The following is a 15,956-nucleotide window of genomic DNA, read 5'->3' on the forward strand; positions in this document are numbered from 1 at the left end:
TTTCTCAGCCCATCCTTAAAAACCCCTCCGAAATCGATTGAATTTGCACTTTTTTAAGCTGAAAAAATAGGTCAGAGTATAAATTCGTTTATATTTGTTTATAGGAATATTTTATAAAAACCCAAATAACTTTAGTAAGCTATGCAAGATTTAATGACCAAAAACTCAAGGGGCAACCCTAATGCTTTAGGGGTTGAAAAAGCAAAGCAATTTTTAACCAACCTCCCCCCAGAAGCCCTTATCGAAGAAGCAATTCGGAACAATGAAGGGGTGCTAACTGATACTGGAGCTCTGATGGCCGACACGGGCCAATTTACTGGAAGGTCCCCCAAGGACCGGTTTATTGTTAAGGATGAAATCACCACTGATACCATTTGGTGGGGAGAAATCAACAAACCCATCTCAACAGAGCAATACGAAGGACTTTACGAAAAAATGCTTCAATTTTTAGAGGATAAAAAGGTCTATGTCCGAGATGCCATAGCGGGAGCAGATCCAAAATACCAATTAGATTTAAGGATCTACAACACCCATGCATGGCAAAACTTATTTTGCTATAATATGTTCCTCCGGCCTACAACAGAACAGTTAAAATCTTTCAACCCAAATTTCACCATCATCTGTGCTCCTGAATTTAAAGCAAACCCCGCTGTTGATGGAACCAGAGGAGAAAATTTTACTATAATCAACCTCAATAAAAACATTATTTTAATAGGGGGAAGTGCTTATGCCGGAGAAATCAAAAAAGGTATTTTTTCGGTATTGAATTACACCTTACCCCTGAAGGAAAATGTCCTTTCCATGCACTGTTCTGCCAACATTGGCAAGGACAAAGACACTGCCATCTTTTTCGGCCTTTCTGGAACTGGAAAAACCACCCTTTCTGCAGATTCAAAAAGAAAACTAATCGGGGATGATGAACATGGCTGGACCGAGGAAGATATATTTAATTTTGAAGGAGGCTGTTATGCCAAGGTAATTGATCTAACAAGAGAAAAAGAACCCGAAATTTGGGATGCCATAAAATTTGGAGCAATAGTGGAAAATACCAGGTTTTACCCTGACACCAGAAGGGTAGATTATACCAATAAGTCAGTTACTGAAAACACCAGGACCGCCTACCCTATCCATCACATTAAAAACATTGCAATCCCTTCCACCGGAGAAGTTCCACACAATATTTTCTTCCTAACAGCAGATGCTTTTGGAGTGATTCCACCTATTTCCAAATTAAACAAAGCTCAGGCCATGTACCATTTTATTTCTGGTTACACCGCCAAGGTAGCAGGAACTGAAGTGGGAATCTCAGAACCACAAACTACCTTTTCTGCTTGTTTTGGGGCAGCATTTTTACCGCTGCACCCTACTAAATATGCAGAATTATTTGGGCAAAAAATGGAGACCCACCATGCCAATGTTTGGTTGGTCAATACGGGATGGACTGGAGGCCCCTATGGAAAGGGATCAAGGATAAAATTGAAATATACCCGTGCAATGATCCATGCGGCTTTAAATGGTGAACTGGACCATGTGGAATACCGCCCCCACGAAAAATTTGAAATTGCCGTTCCTCAGCATTGCCCCCAGGTGCCCGATAAACTACTAAATCCAAAAAATACCTGGGAAGACAAAAAAGCCTATGACCAGAAAGCAGACCATTTGATCAATTCATTTTTGAAAAACTTTGAACAATATAAAGCATATGCAAATGAGACCATCCTTTCAGGAGCCCCACATACATAAAACAGTTCAAAAATTAAAAAGCGGTTCAGTTTTGAACCGCTTTTTATGTATCCCATATTTATTCCTGAGGCCTATCCAAATGTTTTTCGTGCTCAAACTTGTTCCTTCGAATATCAAACCTCTCTAATTCTTCGTTTAACATCTCAAGAGAATCACTGTACCTGGAATAAAGTTCACCCATGTTTTTTTCCATGTTGGAAAAATTAAATTCCATGGCAAAAAGCTGAAGTTGGGAGGCCTTTTCAATCAAAGCTACCTGGCTGTGTCGTAAATCATCCAATAACCTTAAGGCCCTATCCATTTTTTCTAATTTTTCTCTGTCATTCATGGTTAAATTAGTTTGTTTACTATAATATAATGAAAATTGTAAAATATTTAAACCTTTGGGTATGATATGGAAACGATTCGGAATTTGCAGAGTAGAAAAAATTAATTATCCGGTGGGCCAGATTTATTATCTTTGCGGAAAATAAATCGTATGGGTGCGCTTATTGCCCTAGGCAATCGAACAAGCCCAAATACATAAACCATATTTCCATCATTTATCATGAAAACTGCTGAAATCATCACAGAAAAAGGTACCATGAAGGTGACTTTTTATGAAAAAGATGCACCTAATACCGTGGATAATTTTGTAAGCTTATCCAAAAAAGGATTTTACGACGGACTTACTTTTCACCGGGTTATCCCCAATTTTGTCATCCAGGGAGGATGCCCTAAAGGTGATGGAACTGGAGGCCCAGGGTACCATATTGATTGCGAACTAGGTGGTGACAACCAATACCACGACCGGGGTGTCCTTTCCATGGCCCATGCAGGGAGAAATACTGGAGGTTCCCAATTTTTCATTTGTCACAGCCGTCAAAACACCCAGCACTTGGACAGAAACCATACCTGCTTTGGAAAAGTCACCGAAGGTTTAGAAGTAATCGACCTAATCAGACCAGGTGATAAAATCGAGAAAATCATCATTAGTGAAGATTAAAAAGAAATTATCTTTAATAATTCATTAGAAAAGGCCGGGATTTATTTCTGGTCTTTTTATTCCAACAAGGTCCCAGCAATAGTGGCTGTCATCATACAAGCCAAGGTTGCTGCTAATAATGCCCTTAATCCCAACCTGGAAAGGTTCCCCTGTTGGTTGGGAGCAATACTTCCGATTCCCCCAACTTGGATTGCTATAGAGCTAAAATTGGAAAAGCCACAAAGGGCATAGGTGGAGATAATGATGGATTTGGGCGACAATTGACCGGCTGCTTTCATTTCTGAAAGCCCAGAATAGGCAATAAATTCATTGATCACCGTTTTTTGCCCTAAAAGGGATCCAACTTGAAGAGTATCTTTCCATTCTACCCCCATGACCCAGGCAAATCCTCTAAAAATCTGGCCAAAAATATATTCTAGAGAGAATCCATCAAATTGGTTTTGGGTGGTTTCTTTTACCATTTGATTTAAGCCGGTCAAATCCCCAATTATTCCAGATAGCAAATAATTCAGAGCTGCTATCAGCGCTATAAAAGCCAATAGCATTCCTCCAACATTCAGTGCTAATTTTAAACCATCTGCAGCCCCTTTGGAAAGGGCATCAATCAAATTTACCCCAAGCTCCTCCTCATTGACCACCAAATCATCATTCAACTTATCAGGGTGACTTTCTGGAACGATAATTTTGGACATTACAATAGCCGCAGGGGCATTCATTATGCTGGCCCCAAGCAAATAAGCTGCAAATTTACTTTGCTCTTCGGGACTATCACCTCCCAAAAACGAAACATAGGCAGCCAACACGCCCCCGGCAATAGTAGCCATTCCTCCGGTCATCAAACACATCAACTCAGAGCGGGACATGGAAGCAATAAAAGGCCTAACCAGTAGTGGTGCTTCTGTTTGTCCCAAAAAGATATTACCGGCAGCAGAAAGGCTTTCTGCACCTGTCAACCTCATTGTCCTTGCCATCACCCAGGCAATGGCATAAACCAATTTTTGCAATATTCCCAGGTAATACAAACCTGCTGAAAGGGTGGAAAAGAAGATAATGGTAGGCAATACCTGAAATGCAAAGATCATCCCATAAGTATCCGTAGCCAAATCCCCAAAAAGGAATTCCGCCCCATCTTGGGAAAAGCTCAGCACTTTGACAAAACCTCGACTGATTGCAGTAAAAAACCTCGCCACAAAACCCACCTTAGTAATCAACAAACCAAATATCACTTGAAGAGCCACCCCTACCCCTACCAGCCTCCAATTTATTTTCTTCCTGGCAGAAGAAAAAAGTAAAGCAAACCCTAACAGGATGATTACACCAAAAACACCTCGTATAAAATCCATAATTAATTGATAGTCAAAAAGCTCCTATTATTTTTTTAGAATTAAATTTGGGAAATATAAGGTAATAATTTCCTTGGAATCAAGATCATATTGAAGATTTCAAATCTTCAAAGTTAAAAAGTAACCGGATAATGAAAATTAAATATTTTTTTGGTCCAAAAAAATTGCAGCTGCTATATGGTAACGCTGTTGAAGTTCAATAATTTTTTTGCTTTACTGTTTAAATGAAAAGGCCATTTTTTCCTGCCCTTAAAATTCAAGGGGTCAAGGAGCCTACGTAATGGAAAATAATAAATGAAAAAAAACCCGGAGCTTTGCCCCAGGTTTCGAATATTAGTTTCTTCGGTTTATTTCATCCCGTATTCTTGCTGCCCTTTCATAATCCTCACTATTGATTGCCCTCTCCAACATTTGGTTTAGCTTTTCAAGGCTAAAATCCTTTAAAGAGCTTTCATGTTTACTGCCGGAGGAAGCGGTTTTGCCCGACTTGGAGGAAGCACTTGGTTCCGCAGATTTCTTTTCTTCTTCTTCATTGAACTCAATAGCTGCCTCGGACATTACCTTTTGAATGCAAAATATGGGGGCATCAAACCTTACAGCAATGGCAATTGCATCGGAAGGCCTGGCATCAATTTCAGAAGTCTTATCTCCTTCCTTACAGACAATTTTTGCATAAAATACCCCCTCCCGCATATCTGAAATTAAAATATGATCAATAGTAAAATTAAAATTGGCCGCAAAGGACTTAAACAAATCATGAGTCATGGGCCTATTGGGTACAATCTTTTCGATCTCAATGGCTATGGCTTGGGCTTCAAACATCCCTATAACTATAGGAAGCCTTCTTGTGCCAGCCATTTCTCCCATTACCAAGGTAAAAGACCCAGATTGTGAATGGTTGGATGATAAACCTAGTATTTCTAGTTCTACGGTGTTTTCCACAAGTTTTTACTTTATCGCTTTTATCGCTTCAGTTAATTTGGGTAAAACCTCAAAAGCATCTCCCACTATTCCATAATCAGCAGATTTGAAAAAGGGTGCTTCCGGATCCTTATTGATAACTACAATATATTTAGAAGCATTGACTCCTGCAAGATGCTGAATCGCCCCTGAAATTCCAACAGCCACATATAGGCTTGGCGCAACTTTTACCCCAGTTTGGCCTACGTGCTCGTGGTGAGGTCTCCAGCCACTATCTGAAACAGGCTTGGAGCACCCCATAGCAGCCCCCATAGCTTTGGCCAAGTCTTCTATGATGCCCCAGTTTTCTGCTCCTTTTAACCCCCTACCACCGGAAACGATGATATCCGCCTCAGGAAGTGAAATTTCATCTGTAGCTTTATCAGTTGAGGTTATTTTTGCAGAAAAATCAGATTCGGAAAGTTCAACTTCCAATTTTTCAACTTTGGCATCTGGACCATCTGTCCTTAAGCTTACGGCATTTTTCTTTACCGCCAAAATTTTATTATCGGTATTTACCTCTGTTATGGCAAAAGCTTTTCCAGTATAAATACTTCTTTTTACTTTATAACCTGAGTTTGTGTCGGGAAGATCCACTACATTGGAAACCAGCCCAGCTTTTAATTTAACAGCCAACCTAGCTGCAACAGCATCCCCCAAAGAAGACTTTGCCAATACCAAGGTGTTAGCACCTTCTTTTTCATATGCTTTGGCCACAGCATTTGCATGGGCTTGGATCACCCCTGCACTTAACTTCTCATCGGCTACATGCAACACCTTATCCGCTCCTGCGGAACCTACTTTGGTTAACTCAGCGTCATCAATTTTACCTAATGCAACCGCTGTCACCGATTTCCCTTCCTTTTCACCTAATGCTTTCCCATAGGAAACGGCTTCCAATGAAGTTTTCTTTACTGCTCCCTCGTCGTGCTCTATATATACTAAAATGGACATAATATTCTGAATTTAAAATTTTATAAAAGCAAAATTAAAGCACTTTGGCTTCATTTTTTAAAAGGTTAACCAACTCTTCAACATTATCCTTATCTATCAACTTAACTTCACCCTTGGCTGGAGGCAGTTCATACCCTATGGTATCGGTTGAAGCTTCTTCAGACACCACTTCTACTACATTTAAAGGTTTTGATCTGGCAGACATAATACCCCGCATATTAGGAATTTTCCATTCTGCAATGGGCTCCTGACATCCAGCAACAAACGGTAATTTCACTTCCAAATATTCTTTTCCTCCTTCTATTTCTCTGGCCAATTTCGCCACATCCCCTTCAATATCCATTTTCATAACCGGAGAAATGGATGGCATATCCAATATTTCAGCGACCATACCATGAACCATACCACCGTTAAAATCACTGGACTCTCTACCCATCAGGATCAAATCATAATTTCCTTCTTTGGCGTAATGGGCAATTTGTTGAGCGACAAAAAAAGCATCCTTAGGAAATGCATCCACCCGAATGGCATCATCAGCACCGATGGCTAAGGCTTTTCTTAAGGTGGGATCAGTCTCTGCTTCCCCTACATTCAAAACTGTAAGACTTCCGCCCGTTTCATCTCTTAATTCAACTCCTCTAGCCAAGGCATAGTCATCATAGGGGCCAATGACAAATTGAACACCTGTTTTATCGAATTTTGTATTGTTATCGGTAAATTGAATTTTAGATGTTGTATCCGGTACATGGGTAATACAAACAAGAATTTTCATATAGATATATTATGTTTTTGCTATAAAATTCAGAAAATCAATTATTTAAACTAATATTTTATCAGTTGTTTTATTTGAGAATAAGAGGAAAAAACCATGAATTTCCCCTGCTATAAAACTGACCTGTTTTTTTTGAAGCAACTTTGCCAATTATTGAAATTCATATTGGCCAATTTGCCCACGTTTGATTTGCTAATCTTTAGGTTTTATCTGTTAAAAGATGATTTTTTTAATAAGGCCAAAAATAAAAAAAAGGAGGGGATTAAACTATCCTGAATGGATTGATTTTAGTTATCTTCCCAAACCCTGGGTTTGAATGAATCAGGGAAATTATTTTTGGATTTTAAAATACCAAAAATCAAATGTTCAGCCTGAAATAAATTTTCTCCAAAACTACTCCTTACTAAATCATTTAAAAGCAATATAACAAAAAAACCCCCAGTTCAATTACAGTTGGATTGCACCAGGCTCCTTTCAATACAGATCAGTTCAGGTAATTAAATTAAGAAAACAACTTAATTCATTGAAATAAGGCTTCAATAATCAATAAATAAAAAAAGGTGCAGTTTTTCTGCACCTTTTATATTCTTAATAAATTTTGGGAATCACTTATTGGATTCAGCATCCTTAAGCCATTTGATAAAAGTTTGATAAACCAACCCTTTATCCCTGCAAAATTCGGATTTGGATACACTTTGGTTATCTGCTTCTTCCCATTCTTTAAGAATAACTTCCTTATCTTTTTCAGTATATGTTTTCCTACCTCGCTTACTGGTTTTTTTTAAAGGAGATTTTCCATATAAAAATTCCACAAGCTCAACGAACTTATTGGCATCCCCCTTTTTTTCAATACCCAATTCAGCAAGCTCTTGTAGGGCTGCATCTTTGGTATTCTTAATAGTAACTTGCTTTCCGGCCCTATAAGCCTCCTCTACACTACTATACTTTTTACCTTCTTCGTCCACATATATAAATGGAGAATCAGTGGTTGGCAAATCACCATAGGTTTTGATAAATTCCTTTACGTTCATTTTTCTTCTTTTTTGTTTTGAAATCTAATAATTAACAATACTGAAAACCAACGATTTAACTTTTTCAAATTAAAATGTTTATTCTTTGGGCAATTAAGACATTTGACTTCTTGTCTTCCAATAATAGTCAACTTTGTCAGTTTCCATTTAACTCACTTAAATATAGCTTTTCTTTTTTCATTTTTATATATAAACACGAAACGAATATTCAATTTTTATGTTGTAGTTATATTCATTTGTAAAAATATTTACTTTTTGATTACTACAAGGTACCATATACACCAATAATTACCAAAAACAGCACGTTTATCATTTTCCAATTAACAAACCTATAACACTAACTAAAAACAGCCAGTTATAAGTAAAAACAAATATTCACAATATTTCTATGAACCATTTTTTCTCATAAAAGGACATTTTAAGTCCCATAACTACTAGAATCAGATTAAAATCCCTTTTTACTAAGAAAAAAAAACCAAATAGATATTGAACATCAAATCAATAATTGAATTTAATCTTTAAGAAAATATTTAACCCTGTGGTGAACAAATTCTTTATTTAGTAGTAAGGCTTTTAAAATTATTAAATGAAGTTTCAATTCATTTAATAGGTTTGGATAAACTTTCTCCTGGCCCTAAATTTTTTTTCCATAAACCCCAGTTTAAAGCCAGAACCCTGAATCATCTGCGCGGAAATCTTCTAGAACATTTTCCAAAAAATATTTTCAATCCAGAGAAAGCAGATAGTCTCCCCAAAAACCATTTTCAAACACCCTATTCGGTCCTACATTTTCATCGGGTCTCCAAATATCTTTTGACAAATATCCACCCTTATTAGCCCTTATTTCATGGATATTTTATTAATTTCGAATAACACCTAATACCCAAATGGATTAAGCTAAAAATCACCCAATGGACAGGATAAAGCTATTATTACAATTTATTGAGGAAGAACCTGACAACCCGTTTAACCTCTATGCCATCGCCCTGGAATACCAAAATACAGACCAAGAGGCTGCCCGGGATTATTTCGAAAAATTATTGGAAAATCATGCTGATTACCTGCCCACTTATTTTCATGCTGCAGCTTTATTTGCTGAATTTGGGAAACTGGAAAAAGCACAGCAGATTTATGAATCAGGTATTGACCTGGCCAAGCAACAAAATGACCAGCATACCCTAAGAGAGCTTCAAAATGCCTATCAAAATTTTTTATTTGAGTATGATATAGATTAATTTTCCTAAAGTGTCAAATTAAAAGGTCAACACCAATTTGCCCATTTGAGCACCCTCACTCATTTTTTCAAAAGCTTCAATGGCATTTGAATAAGGCCTAACAGAGTCCACTACAGGAATAACCTTTTTCTCCTGGACAAAATTGACCATTTCTTCAAAGTCATGGTCGCTCCCCATGGTGCTACCCTGGATGGTCAATTGGTTCCAAAAAACTCTTCGGGCATTAATTGAGGAAGGGTTCCCCAAAGTCGCTCCATAAAAAATCAATCTTCCTCCTGGATTGAGTATTTTGGTCAGGTCATCAAAGGTATCCCCTGCAGTTCCATCAATGATCAAATCAAAACCTCCGATTTGGCTGATGGCATCTGCTGCCCAGACTTTGTCTTTATAATTAAATCCTCCATGAGCACCTAAACTAATTGCCTTCCGGATCTTTTCTTCTTTGCTGCTGTTGACATAAACCTTGGCTCCTGCTGCTATGGCATATTGAGCTGCAAATTGGGCTACGCCACCCCCAAATCCTGTAACCAAAACTTTGTCTTCTTCACTTATTTTCCCCTGGGTAAATACTGCCCTGTATGCCGTCAAACCACCCAAAGGCAATGCGGCAGCTTCCTCATATTTCAGATGCAAAGGTTTTTCTTTCAACCGGTCAGCAGGTACCTGAACATATTCTGCAAAGGTTCCGTGCTCTGGCATACCCAAAATCTGAAATTCCTCAGATTGGGCTTTTTGACTATTTCCCCAGTGTTTAGCGGGGTTGATGATTACATCTTTACCCAACCAATCCTTCTCAACTAATTCTCCAATTTCTTCCACCACTCCCGTCCCATCAGAACCCAGAACAACCCCATCAATTCGTGCCGGATAAAGTCCCCGTCTGCACCATTCGTCCCTATGATTAAGAGCAGCTGCCTTTATTTTCACCTTTACCTCATGTGGCTTCAACCTAGGCAATTCAACTTCTTTAATTTCTATTTTATCGGGATGTTTGGAGTTAAGGACAATACCCTTCATAAGCAGTGATTTAAATTTTGTTAAATGGTGAATATTTAGGATTTTCTGAATTGAAATTAAAATGGAGCTGGTTCATTACTTCCCAGGCCCCCTGGGAATGCATCGTCATCATCCCCATTGGCTTTACTTTGGATCCGGATCATATTGGAATCATCAAAGCCTTTTCCTCCGGAAGCACTTGGGAATTTACTTCCATAAAAAGCTTCCTGAGCCTGTGGTTGATAGGGGACATTCATATCCAGATCGGTAAATTTGGTGTATTTGCCAATAAATCTCAATTTGACAGTTTCTAGCGAACCACTACGGTGTTTGGCAATGATCACTTCCCCAGTTCCTGCTGTGGTATTACCTTCTTCATCTTCATTGATACCATAATATTCCGGTCTGTAAAGGAACATGACAATATCGGCATCCTGCTCGATGGCTCCAGATTCCCTCAAGTCGGAAAGCTGGGGACGCTTATCTCCACCTCTGGTTTCAACTGCTCTGGAAAGCTGGGACAAAGCAATAACTGGAACTTCCAATTCCTTAGCTATTTTCTTCAAAGCCCGGGAAATGCTGGAAATCTCTTGTTCCCTGTTTCCATTTGCATTAGCCTTAGAGTCTCCTGACATCAGCTGAAGGTAATCAATAACGATCATCTGGATATCACTCTGCGCTTTAAGCCTTCGACATTTGGCCCTCAATTCCAACACCGATAAAGCCGGGGTATCATCCACAAATAAAGGGGCAGAGGACAATTTGCTGGTCTTATGGATCAGTTGTTCCCATTCATAGTCGGCCAAATTCCCCTTTTTAATTTTTTCTGAATCCAATTCCGCTTCTGAGGAAATCAAACGGTTAACCAGCTGAACGGCCGACATTTCCAGGGAAAAAATGGCCACTGGCCTGCTGTGATCCACTGCGGCATTTCGTAAAACAGAAAGCACAAAGGCAGTTTTACCCATTGCAGGACGGGCCGCGATGATCACCAAATCTGATTTTTGCCATCCGGAAGTAACCCTGTCCAAGGCAGTAAAACCACTGGGAACCCCGGTCAAACCATCCTTAAGGTCCTTTTTACCTTCCAATTCGGTAATGGCCTCCCGCATAATGGATTTCATATCGGAATAATTTTTCCGGATATTATTTTCGGAAATTTCAAAAAGGGATTGCTCCATTTTGTCAAGCAATTCAAAAACATCAGTAGTCTCTTCATAGGCATCCCTTTGAATCTCCGAAGCCACATGGATCATATCCCGTTTCATGGCTTGTTCGGTGATGATCCTAGCGTGATATTCAATATTAGCAGCAGAGGAAACTTTGGAAGTTAGCTCGGTGATGTAAAAGGCCCCACCTGCAATTTCAAGCTTTCCGTTTTTCCGAAGCTTGTTGGTAACAGTCAGCAGATCTATGGGCTCACTTTCATTGAAAAGGTTCAATATGGCCTCATAGATTTCCTTATGTGCATCTTTATAAAAACTGGCTGGTTTTAGGATGTCAACCACCACGGTGATGGCTTCCTTTTCTAGCATCAATGCCCCTAAAACGGCTTCTTCAAGCTCTATTGCCTGTGGGGGGATTTTACCAATTCCCGTCCCAAATCCAAAATCATTATTTTGTTTTCTTCTAAAAGGAGACCTTTCCCTTCCTGTAGTATTACTTTCTGCCATAAGAACAAATGTAACCGCTTTGATGCAAAGATTTTCAACAATTTATTCACTTGTTATCAACACTTTATTAACCTGCTTATTGACAACATGTTACAAATCTACGCGCACAATACCATATTGATAATCGGAAAAAATATTTCATATTCCTTCTCCAACAGTTCCCTGGCTTTTTGAAATTAATATCTTTGTGACATGTCAAAAAAGTATCATTTTATTGCCGTTGGAGGCAGTGTTATGCATAACCTTGCCCTATCCATGGCAGCCAAAGGGTACCAGGTAACCGGGTCAGATGATGAAATATACGAACCATCCAAAACCCGATTAGGAAAGGCCGGAATCCTCCCAGATTCTTTTGGCTGGTTTCCTGAAAAAATCCATAATGACCTGGACGGGGTAATTTTGGGTATGCATGCCAGACCGGACAACCCTGAACTGCAAAGAGCCCAATCGCTCGGGGTTCCCCTATTTTCTTTTCCCGAATTTATTTATGAACAAAGCCGCAATAAAAAGCGCGTGGTCATTTCAGGAAGTCATGGAAAAACCACCATCACTTCCATGGTTCTACATATATTGAAGGAGGCCGGTATGGACTTTGATTATTTGGTAGGCGCACAGATCAAAGGCTTTGATTTGATGGTGAAACTTTCTGATGCTCCCTTGATTATCCTGGAAGGGGATGAATACCTGAGCTCCCCGCTTGACCACAGGCCGAAGTTTTTCCATTACCATCATGATATCCTGCTGATGAGCGGCATCGCCTGGGATCATTATAATGTTTTCCCCACCTTTGAAAACTACAGGAAACAATTTGAAGACCTAACCGCTATGACCCCAAAACAAGGTCAATTTATTTATTGTGACCTAGATAAAGAGGTTAGAAATATTGCCGGAAAAAACAATCATTTCCCCAAAACACCCTATGTTGCCCATCCTTATCAAATCCAGGATGGGAAAACCCTTTTGCAAACCCCCTTTGGAGAAAAAGAAATTTCTATTTTTGGGGAACACAACCTTCAAAATCTCCAAGGGGCCCTGGAAATTTGCAGGGCATTGGGCATTAAGGATGAGTTTTTCTACCAATCCATCTCCTCTTTCAAGGGTGCTGCAAAAAGGCAGGAAATCCTGGCCAATTCTGAAAACAGTCTTTTTATCCGGGACTTTGCCCATGCTCCATCTAAACTGAAAGCTACAGTAGAGGCCGTCAAAGAGCAGTTTCCCAAAAGGACCTTGATTGCTGCCCAGGAATTGCATACCTATAGTTCTTTAAATAAAGACTTTATTAGCAATTACGCCCATACCTTCGATGCAGCAGATGAGGCGATTGTTTATTTAAACCCTAAAGCCGTATCTTTGAAAAAACTGGAACTGATGGATGAGGCCATGCTTCAAGATGGTTTTAAAAGGAAAGACCTGAAGCTTTTCGTGGATATTGATCAGCTAAAAAATTATTTAGAAGCAAAACCTTATCAAAATACTAACCTGCTCCTGATGAGTTCCGGAAACTACGATAACATGGAGCTGGAAACACTTATCAAAAAAATAAATACCCATACAAAATGAATTTGAAGTTAAAATCCCCTCTTGCATTTTTTGACCTGGAGGCCACAGGAATCAATATTTCCACTGACCGAATTGTTGAAATTTCTATCGTAAAGGTCCATCCTGATGGTAATGAAGAAATTAAAACCATGAAGGTCAACCCCACCATCCCAATTCCCAAAGAAGCTTCATTGATTCATGGGATTTATGATGAGGACATTAAAAATGAACCTCCTTTCAAAGATGTCGCCCGTGAACTACATCAGTTTTTGGAAGGCGCCGATCTTGCTGGGTTTAATGTATTGAAATTTGATATCCCTTTATTGGTAGAGGAATTTTTAAGGGCAGGAATTGACTTTGATATCGAAAAGAGGAATTTGCTGGATTCTCAAAAGATTTTCCATATGATGGAAAAAAGGAATCTTACTGCTGCCTATAAATTTTATTGTGGCAAGGAGTTGAAAAATGCCCATAGTGCAGAAGCCGATACCTTGGCCACCTATGAGGTTTTTAAGGCTCAAGTGGAAAGGTATGAAAATGAAAAAGCTGTAGACCTCCAGGGAAAACCTCTCGGTACCATAGAAAATGACATGAAAAAAATCCATAACCTGATCAATGAAAAAATGGTTGATCTTGCGGGCCGCTTTATTTTCAATGATGATGGAGTGGAATGCTTTAATTTCGGTAAACACAAAGGCAAGCCAGTGGAAAAAGTCCTACAGGAAGAACCCAATTATTATGATTGGATGATGAAAGGAGATTTCCCTTTGGATACCAAAAGAAAATTCACACAGATTAAGCTTAGGAATTTTAATAACCGGTAGGGATAATAAGAAGTACGAAAAAAGGCAGGAGATATTAATCCTGCCTTTTTTCGTTAATAAATGAGTATCAAGGATTTTACCGATAGTACCAAAATCAATTCGATTATAATTAAAGTCAATCTGTAGTCGAATCTATTGACGGCTGATAAACCCGGTTGTTTCAAAATAAGCAACCTAAATGTATTTGATCGGCTTTTGACTTGTGTCTTGCAACTTGTGTATAATGTCTCAGTTTTTGCATCTCAAGAAATTGGTTTATCCAATAAACCCTTTCTATCAAAATACCTAATTCTGTAACACTGCATGGCTGATTTGCCCAAATGGTCTGCAAGCCTGTAATTGGTTATTGCCCCCACTCCTGCACCAATGACAGGTATCAATTGGGCAAGCTTTGCCAGATCCATATAATCACGGTATTCAATTTGGAAAGTCCGCCAATCAATTTCACTTTCCTCTTTTGGGAGGGTTTTACTGTATTGGGGCCAATTTTCCATAAAACCTGCTAATTCCTTTCTCCTCTTTTGGCTGCAAAAAGCCAATTGAAAAATGTACAAAATAAAAAGCCGCTCTTTAAGGTCCTTTACATCATAGCCATAAAGGGAAGCTATTTCAAACATCAATTTCATTTTGATGGCAAAAAAAGCAGGAAAATCCACAAATCCCCACAAAATCCCTCCTGCTCCTGTTACGGCCCCCTCCACGCTGGCCGTTCTTTGATAAAATTTAATTTTTTCCTTTATCCTGCTTTCCCGCATTTCAAAAGTGGCCTTTTCTGGCATAGTAGCATTGATATAGCTTGATCCAAAAATCACCCCTTTAACCATTTTTTCAACAGCATAAGTGATGGCCTGATGTACCTTTTCGGGAATATAATCATTGATTTTGTGCTGAACACCTGTAGCCATCCGGTTGATGATAGATGGATTTTTCTTCACCTTCTTGAGCCAGGCATTCATTTCATTAAAAGCTATTTCTTCATACAATACCATGTAATCTTTTTCTTTTTGTACTTTTCTTCCCTGACCCGGGTTTCACTTTGCATCAAAAAATAATGATTCGAATTTAAATTATTAAGGTTTTGGACGAATCGTCGAAATGGTAAATCGTCGAACTGAAAGGCTCCAATTGTCAGTCCTTCATTCTAAATTCTCTATTTTAAAGTCTATTAATTTTTTATCTGTTATACCACCGAACCGGTTAGGCCAGGGCGAAACCTGGAAGAATCCCATATTTCACATCTATCTCTCACACGCCCCTTCTCCCCAACTCAATCACCCTCAAATTTTGGGGTTTTCCATTTTCGATTTCAAATTTTAGCAAGGTCCGCATTTGATGGAAACCTTGATTGCCAATGGCTCCAGGGTTCATGTAAAGGCAATCGAACCGCTTGTCAAATTCCACCTTACAAATATGCGAATGCCCACAGACAAAAATATTGGGCTGAAATTTTTTTAGGGCAGGAACCACCCCTTTAGCATAACGGGGAGGCTTCCCGCCTATATGCGTCATCAAAACCTTCACTCCCTCCACTTCAAAATCAAGCCATTCTGGATATAAATTCCTGGCATTTTCATCATCAATATTTCCATAAACCACCCTCAATTCCTTTTCCATAGGCAGGGATTCCATTACCTGGAAATCGCCAATATCCCCAGCATGCCAAATTTCATCCACATCCTGCAAATGGGACAAGGTCTTCTCATCAATAAAACTATGGGAGTCAGAAATCAGAGCTATTTTTTTCATCATTTTGGAAAAATCCTGGAAATAATAAATGGATTAATTAATTGGAATAAAGGCAAAGAAATGCAATTTAGGAAGCAATGTAAAATAGTAATAACATATCGCCTAAAGACAAATTAATCTTGGACCAGTTTACAGAATCTAGTTTTCATTTGAAA

Annotated in this window: 15 protein-coding genes; 5 read left to right on the plus strand and 10 right to left on the minus strand. The window is 38.9% G+C overall.

Going from position 1 to position 15,956, the window contains the following annotated elements:
* The first annotated feature begins 141 nt into the window (after nucleotides 1-141).
* On the plus strand, nucleotides 142-1,743 hold the full coding sequence (gene pckA, locus QWY93_RS17820; RefSeq protein ID WP_290249764.1) for a phosphoenolpyruvate carboxykinase (ATP): 1,602 nt from the start codon (nucleotides 142-144) through the stop codon (nucleotides 1,741-1,743).
* Nucleotides 1,744-1,801: 58 nt separating this feature from the next.
* Here the strand turns inward: pckA and QWY93_RS17825 are convergent, their stop codons facing one another.
* Nucleotides 1,802-2,071 (minus strand): hypothetical protein, encoded by a 270-nt coding sequence (locus QWY93_RS17825; protein ID WP_290249765.1) that lies wholly within the window; start codon nucleotides 2,069-2,071, stop codon nucleotides 1,802-1,804.
* 219 nt (nucleotides 2,072-2,290) lie between these two features.
* Between QWY93_RS17825 and QWY93_RS17830 the strand changes: the two genes are divergently transcribed.
* Complete coding sequence (locus QWY93_RS17830; RefSeq protein WP_290249766.1) at nucleotides 2,291-2,728, plus strand: peptidylprolyl isomerase; 438 nt, start codon at nucleotides 2,291-2,293, stop codon at nucleotides 2,726-2,728.
* A 56-nt stretch (nucleotides 2,729-2,784) separates the two neighbouring features.
* On the opposite strand, the gene QWY93_RS17835 is transcribed toward QWY93_RS17830, so the two are convergent.
* From QWY93_RS17835 to QWY93_RS17855, 5 genes are all read right to left on the minus strand, one after another.
* The gene (locus QWY93_RS17835) at nucleotides 2,785-4,071 is read right to left on the minus strand and encodes a NupC/NupG family nucleoside CNT transporter (protein WP_290249767.1); all 1,287 of its coding nucleotides are present in this window, start codon (nucleotides 4,069-4,071) and stop codon (nucleotides 2,785-2,787) included.
* Between the two features lie 333 nt (nucleotides 4,072-4,404).
* Nucleotides 4,405-5,013, minus strand: coding sequence for a bifunctional nuclease family protein (locus tag QWY93_RS17840; protein ID WP_290249768.1), 609 nt, complete (start codon nucleotides 5,011-5,013; stop codon nucleotides 4,405-4,407).
* A 6-nt stretch (nucleotides 5,014-5,019) separates the two neighbouring features.
* Nucleotides 5,020-5,985 carry an electron transfer flavoprotein subunit alpha/FixB family protein gene (locus QWY93_RS17845; RefSeq protein WP_290249769.1) on the minus strand — a complete coding sequence of 322 codons (966 nt, stop codon included), beginning with the start codon at nucleotides 5,983-5,985 and terminating at the stop codon, nucleotides 5,020-5,022.
* A gap of 34 nt (nucleotides 5,986-6,019) precedes the next feature.
* Entirely contained in the window at nucleotides 6,020-6,757 is a 738-nt protein-coding gene (locus QWY93_RS17850) for an electron transfer flavoprotein subunit beta/FixA family protein (RefSeq protein ID WP_290249770.1), read from the minus strand.
* A 605-nt stretch (nucleotides 6,758-7,362) separates the two neighbouring features.
* Nucleotides 7,363-7,788: a hypothetical protein gene (locus QWY93_RS17855; RefSeq protein WP_290249771.1), complete on the minus strand. Its 426-nt coding sequence runs from the start codon at nucleotides 7,786-7,788 to the stop codon at nucleotides 7,363-7,365.
* A 911-nt stretch (nucleotides 7,789-8,699) separates the two neighbouring features.
* Between QWY93_RS17855 and QWY93_RS17860 the strand changes: the two genes are divergently transcribed.
* Entirely contained in the window at nucleotides 8,700-9,023 is a 324-nt protein-coding gene (locus tag QWY93_RS17860; RefSeq protein ID WP_290249772.1) for a tetratricopeptide repeat protein, read from the plus strand.
* Nucleotides 9,024-9,041: 18 nt separating this feature from the next.
* Here QWY93_RS17860 and QWY93_RS17865 read toward each other — a convergent pair whose 3' ends face one another.
* Both QWY93_RS17865 and dnaB read right to left on the minus strand, forming a co-directional pair.
* Entirely contained in the window at nucleotides 9,042-10,040 is a 999-nt protein-coding gene (locus QWY93_RS17865; RefSeq protein ID WP_290249773.1) for a zinc-binding dehydrogenase, read from the minus strand.
* A gap of 56 nt (nucleotides 10,041-10,096) precedes the next feature.
* Nucleotides 10,097-11,692 carry a replicative DNA helicase gene (gene dnaB, locus QWY93_RS17870; protein WP_290249774.1) on the minus strand — a complete coding sequence of 532 codons (1,596 nt, stop codon included), beginning with the start codon at nucleotides 11,690-11,692 and terminating at the stop codon, nucleotides 10,097-10,099.
* 192 nt (nucleotides 11,693-11,884) lie between these two features.
* Between dnaB and QWY93_RS17875 the strand changes: the two genes are divergently transcribed.
* Nucleotides 11,885-13,252 carry a UDP-N-acetylmuramate--L-alanine ligase gene (locus QWY93_RS17875; protein WP_290249775.1) on the plus strand — a complete coding sequence of 456 codons (1,368 nt, stop codon included), beginning with the start codon at nucleotides 11,885-11,887 and terminating at the stop codon, nucleotides 13,250-13,252.
* Nucleotides 13,249-14,055 carry a 3'-5' exonuclease gene (locus QWY93_RS17880; protein ID WP_290249776.1) on the plus strand — a complete coding sequence of 269 codons (807 nt, stop codon included), beginning with the start codon at nucleotides 13,249-13,251 and terminating at the stop codon, nucleotides 14,053-14,055. The genes QWY93_RS17875 and QWY93_RS17880 overlap by 4 nt, the downstream gene beginning before the upstream one ends.
* Nucleotides 14,056-14,297: 242 nt before the next feature.
* On the opposite strand, the gene QWY93_RS17885 is transcribed toward QWY93_RS17880, so the two are convergent.
* Together QWY93_RS17885 and QWY93_RS17890 are read right to left on the minus strand one after the other, a co-directional pair.
* Nucleotides 14,298-15,044, minus strand: a complete 747-nt coding sequence (locus tag QWY93_RS17885; RefSeq protein WP_290249777.1) for an EcsC family protein — start codon at nucleotides 15,042-15,044, stop codon at nucleotides 14,298-14,300.
* Between the two features lie 256 nt (nucleotides 15,045-15,300).
* Nucleotides 15,301-15,801 (minus strand): metallophosphoesterase family protein, encoded by a 501-nt coding sequence (locus tag QWY93_RS17890; protein WP_290249778.1) that lies wholly within the window; start codon nucleotides 15,799-15,801, stop codon nucleotides 15,301-15,303.
* Between the last annotated feature and the right edge of the window lie 155 nt (nucleotides 15,802-15,956).

It is taken from the genome of Echinicola jeungdonensis (assembly GCF_030409905.1).
GTDB classification, from domain to species: domain Bacteria; phylum Bacteroidota; class Bacteroidia; order Cytophagales; family Cyclobacteriaceae; genus Echinicola; species Echinicola jeungdonensis.

Coding starts and splice junctions, on each gene's coding strand:
- pckA (WP_290249764.1), top strand. CDS start 142: ATGCAAGATTTAATGACCAAAAACTCAAGGGGCAACCCTAATGCTTTA.
- QWY93_RS17825 (WP_290249765.1), bottom strand. CDS start 2,071: ATGAATGACAGAGAAAAATTAGAAAAAATGGATAGGGCCTTAAGGTTA.
- QWY93_RS17830 (WP_290249766.1), top strand. CDS start 2,291: ATGAAAACTGCTGAAATCATCACAGAAAAAGGTACCATGAAGGTGACT.
- QWY93_RS17835 (WP_290249767.1), bottom strand. CDS start 4,071: ATGGATTTTATACGAGGTGTTTTTGGTGTAATCATCCTGTTAGGGTTT.
- QWY93_RS17845 (WP_290249769.1), bottom strand. CDS start 5,985: ATGTCCATTTTAGTATATATAGAGCACGACGAGGGAGCAGTAAAGAAA.
- QWY93_RS17850 (WP_290249770.1), bottom strand. CDS start 6,757: ATGAAAATTCTTGTTTGTATTACCCATGTACCGGATACAACATCTAAA.
- QWY93_RS17855 (WP_290249771.1), bottom strand. CDS start 7,788: ATGAACGTAAAGGAATTTATCAAAACCTATGGTGATTTGCCAACCACT.
- QWY93_RS17860 (WP_290249772.1), top strand. CDS start 8,700: ATGGACAGGATAAAGCTATTATTACAATTTATTGAGGAAGAACCTGAC.
- QWY93_RS17865 (WP_290249773.1), bottom strand. CDS start 10,040: ATGAAGGGTATTGTCCTTAACTCCAAACATCCCGATAAAATAGAAATT.
- dnaB (WP_290249774.1), bottom strand. CDS start 11,692: ATGGCAGAAAGTAATACTACAGGAAGGGAAAGGTCTCCTTTTAGAAGA.
- QWY93_RS17875 (WP_290249775.1), top strand. CDS start 11,885: ATGTCAAAAAAGTATCATTTTATTGCCGTTGGAGGCAGTGTTATGCAT.
- QWY93_RS17880 (WP_290249776.1), top strand. CDS start 13,249: ATGAATTTGAAGTTAAAATCCCCTCTTGCATTTTTTGACCTGGAGGCC.
- QWY93_RS17885 (WP_290249777.1), bottom strand. CDS start 15,044: ATGGTATTGTATGAAGAAATAGCTTTTAATGAAATGAATGCCTGGCTC.
- QWY93_RS17890 (WP_290249778.1), bottom strand. CDS start 15,801: ATGAAAAAAATAGCTCTGATTTCTGACTCCCATAGTTTTATTGATGAG.